The organism is Desulfallas thermosapovorans DSM 6562 (genome assembly GCF_008124625.1).
GTDB lineage: Bacteria > Bacillota > Desulfotomaculia > Desulfotomaculales > Desulfallaceae > Sporotomaculum > Sporotomaculum thermosapovorans.
The window spans coordinates 1-2,995 of sequence record NZ_VNHM01000038.1; the positions used below are offsets into that span (position 1 = coordinate 1).

The following is a 2,995-nucleotide window of genomic DNA, read 5'->3' on the forward strand; positions in this document are numbered from 1 at the left end:
TGTGAATTAGCAAATTAAATCGGCACCTCATTTGCAAAATAGAGCAGTTGAAAAACGAGGGGTTAAACCAATATTTTGCACATTAATCAAGCATATTCGAACCCAAGTTTTCACATAATCACGGTATTTCGGCAGCTGTTTTTACCATAAAGTAAGCAGTCAGGAAATAGCTGACTGCTTAAGGGACTTGTCCTTAAAACAAGATCAAGGTATAGTATATTTATTCCACCCGAATTCGGTAACTGGCCTTTGGATGCAGGTGGAACCGGGTATTGCTAAGGTATATAACCCAGTCAGGGTCCATTTCGATCCGGCAAGGTAAAAAATGGTCCCCAATCTTTATCTCGAAGCACTCTCCGCAATGTAAAGCAAATGGCTTGGAATAAACATCCCAGACATCCCAGCGATCGGTTTGGATATTGTACAAAATTCGCCCATCTCGTTTCCATGGTATCATGTGGGTATCACATCCCATTCTCTTGCGCTGCAATGCGGATAATCTCAGCGTCAACCTGTTCGGCTTTTCTCATATAGCCATGCAGCAAGGCGTGAGTCCCTAGTTTGTTGATCAGCCGGGGATAACCTTGTGTACAAGCGGCAATGGCTTCGAGAGCAGCATCGGTAAAGATGGGATGCTTGGCTCCGGCAAGGGTCATGTGGTGTAGCACATACCCTTTTACCTCCTCCTTGTCCAGCGGCTCAATATGATGGCTTAAGAGTAGCCGTTGGGCGAGTGGACGGTTATGGTTTAGCGCCAGCCGGTCCCGCAAATATGGCAAACCACAAAGCAGAAGAATAAACGGGTTGTGCGAGTCCATTTGGAAATTGAATATCAAACTTAAATCGCTCAGGAAAACATCCTTGGCCATCTGCATCTCATCCAGAATAAAAACCGGCGTGATCTTCCGCTCGTAAAACAAAACCGTAATCGTTTGTTGAATCTGGCGAAACAAATCGACCTTGCGATTTTTCGGTTCTTCTCCAAGGCCGAAGGCCAGTCCCCGGTAAAAATCGTTCACCGATCCTGTAGAGAGTGGAAAGTATACAACCTTGTACAGCGATTTATTCAATGAATCAGTAAATACACGTAACGTATAAGTTTTTCCGGCTCCTGGTTCACCAACGAAAATTCCCATGCCGCGCACCTGTTTCATGTAATTCAAGCACCCTAGGGCTTCCTGATGCGGCGTAGATACATAGGCATCGGACACCTTCAACTCCTTGGAGAACGGGGCGGCAGCCAGAGAATAAAAAGCTTTATACATCGTCCCCATCCTCCTTCGCATGCAGTTCTCTAAACGATAATGAAGAGCGATGGCGCTTCATATGAGCGTTGTCATGGAAGCTGACCACCACAGCTTGAGCAACTGCTTTGCCATCCTCATAAAGATGAACGCCTCTTTCGTCATAGCGCAGCTCCACTTTCCGTCCCGCATAAATATCGGGTACCTCATACAGCCGGTTTTCAAGGGAAAAAGTGGCGTCATGTTTGACCTTGCGAAAAGCACGTTTGAGAAATACGGAATCAAGTGCTAAGGGGTCATCTACGGTGCGGATACTATCCACTTGCGACAAATACACTTCCAGCGGCATCCGACCATTCAGCGAGGCATGTGGTTTGCGGTGGTAATCCTCCTCAAGCCATCTCCAGAATCGCTCATTAAGCTCATTAAGCGAAGAGGCCGGACTTGCTTTGAGCAGTGTGTAGAATCTGGTTTTGCAAGTGCGAAACATGCGTTCTATTTTACCCTTGGCCTGGGGATCATAGGCTTGGGTATGTAGTAGTTGAATCCCTAGAGATGCACAAGCAAATTGCATAATCTGGGAACGAAATATTTTTCCATTATCTGTATATATTATCCTCGGAATACCGCGCCGGATCAATGCCTCTTTCATCACCATACGCAACCCATCAAATTTTTCAGATGGCACAAACATCGCATAGGGTACGAGCCTGGAGCAGTCATCAATGAAAGCTATTAGATAAGTACGTACCACTTTCCCTCCGATGCGAAGGCGCGGTCCTTCACTTGCATCGGTTTGCCAGAGGGCATTCACCTTAGCGTGGGCAAACCGCTTGCGTTCCGTTGTTTTTGGCGTTTCCTTACCCAGCAATCCCTGCTTTTTAAGGAAACGGTGAATTGTAGAGTAAGATACCTCTTTGGGAAATACATCACCTTGTTCAATCAATTGATCATAGAAAACAGTGACAGGCATCCAAAGCCGCTCTTTACGCAGCGCCAGTATATAGTCTTGTTGATCAGACGAAAGAGTGCGCAACTGACCTCGGTCACTACGTCGGGCCGGTTTTAGACCATCGAAACCTTGCCTGCGGTAAAGCAAAAGCCATTCAAGAATCGTCTTGGCAGCATAGGCCCTTTCCCCGTAATGCGGCACTTCATGTTTTTTAGCGGATTGCTCGGCCAAATAGACCTCTCGATCGACTTGTTCATTCAACAATGGTGCAATTATCCCATAACGAAACAACGCAATCTTTTCCCTTATGTTTTCATCCACTTGGTTATAGCCTCCTTGTGAAGGGTAGGCTAGCCGGCTAACCATTATTTTCATTATAATGGCACACCCATGGATAAAGCGACGAAAAAAGTATGTGGAAACGTTATATGGTTTTCACCACGCGCGCACCATGGTACAATGAATGTGCCATAAAACTGCTAATCCGATGACCCCACCACCTTCTAACGAAGGTCGCTTTCCCCAAAGCTTGGATCATCTGAAGCATTTTTATGGCTTTTTCTTTTAACGCGTCAGGCAACGCCTTGCGGTTTTCATGCTCCCTAATAAAAAGTTCAATCTCAGTTAGTTTACCGTAGGCACGTTTCTCATAAAATCGACGCAGTTGCCGTGAACATATAAGACGATAGACAATCCAGGAGGTAAGTAGGATACGGATGATAAAGTCCATTGTATGTTGGAAGTACGGGAGAAGAAAGGTTGGTAGAATGGAAATGGTTTTACCGCAGTCTGGACAAAT

General features: G+C 45.8%; 4 protein-coding genes. All 4 read right to left on the reverse strand.

Annotation, left to right across the window (positions count from 1 at the left end; translation table 11 throughout):
• Window positions 1–220: 220 nt before the first annotated feature.
• Entirely contained in the window at window positions 221–475 is a 255-nt protein-coding gene (locus LX24_RS15330) for a DUF5348 domain-containing protein (protein ID WP_423244347.1), read from the reverse strand.
• Window positions 465–1,265: an ExeA family protein gene (locus LX24_RS14690; protein ID WP_166512875.1), complete on the reverse strand. Its 801-nt coding sequence runs from the start codon at window positions 1,263–1,265 to the stop codon at window positions 465–467. The genes LX24_RS15330 and LX24_RS14690 overlap by 11 nt, the downstream gene beginning before the upstream one ends.
• Entirely contained in the window at window positions 1,258–2,517 is a 1,260-nt protein-coding gene (locus LX24_RS14695) for a DDE-type integrase/transposase/recombinase (protein ID WP_166512876.1), read from the reverse strand. The genes LX24_RS14690 and LX24_RS14695 overlap by 8 nt, the downstream gene beginning before the upstream one ends.
• Window positions 2,518–2,620: 103 nt before the next feature.
• Window positions 2,621–2,995, reverse strand: a 375-nt coding sequence (locus LX24_RS14870; protein WP_207706637.1) for a hypothetical protein, incomplete at its 5' end; no start/stop codon positions are given.

Bases quoted from the DNA above. Each gene is read 5' to 3' on its own strand.
- LX24_RS15330 (WP_423244347.1), bottom strand. From the start codon at position 475: ATGGGATGTGATACCCACATGATACCATGGAAACGAGATGGGCGAATT.
- LX24_RS14690 (WP_166512875.1), bottom strand. From the start codon at position 1,265: ATGTATAAAGCTTTTTATTCTCTGGCTGCCGCCCCGTTCTCCAAGGAG.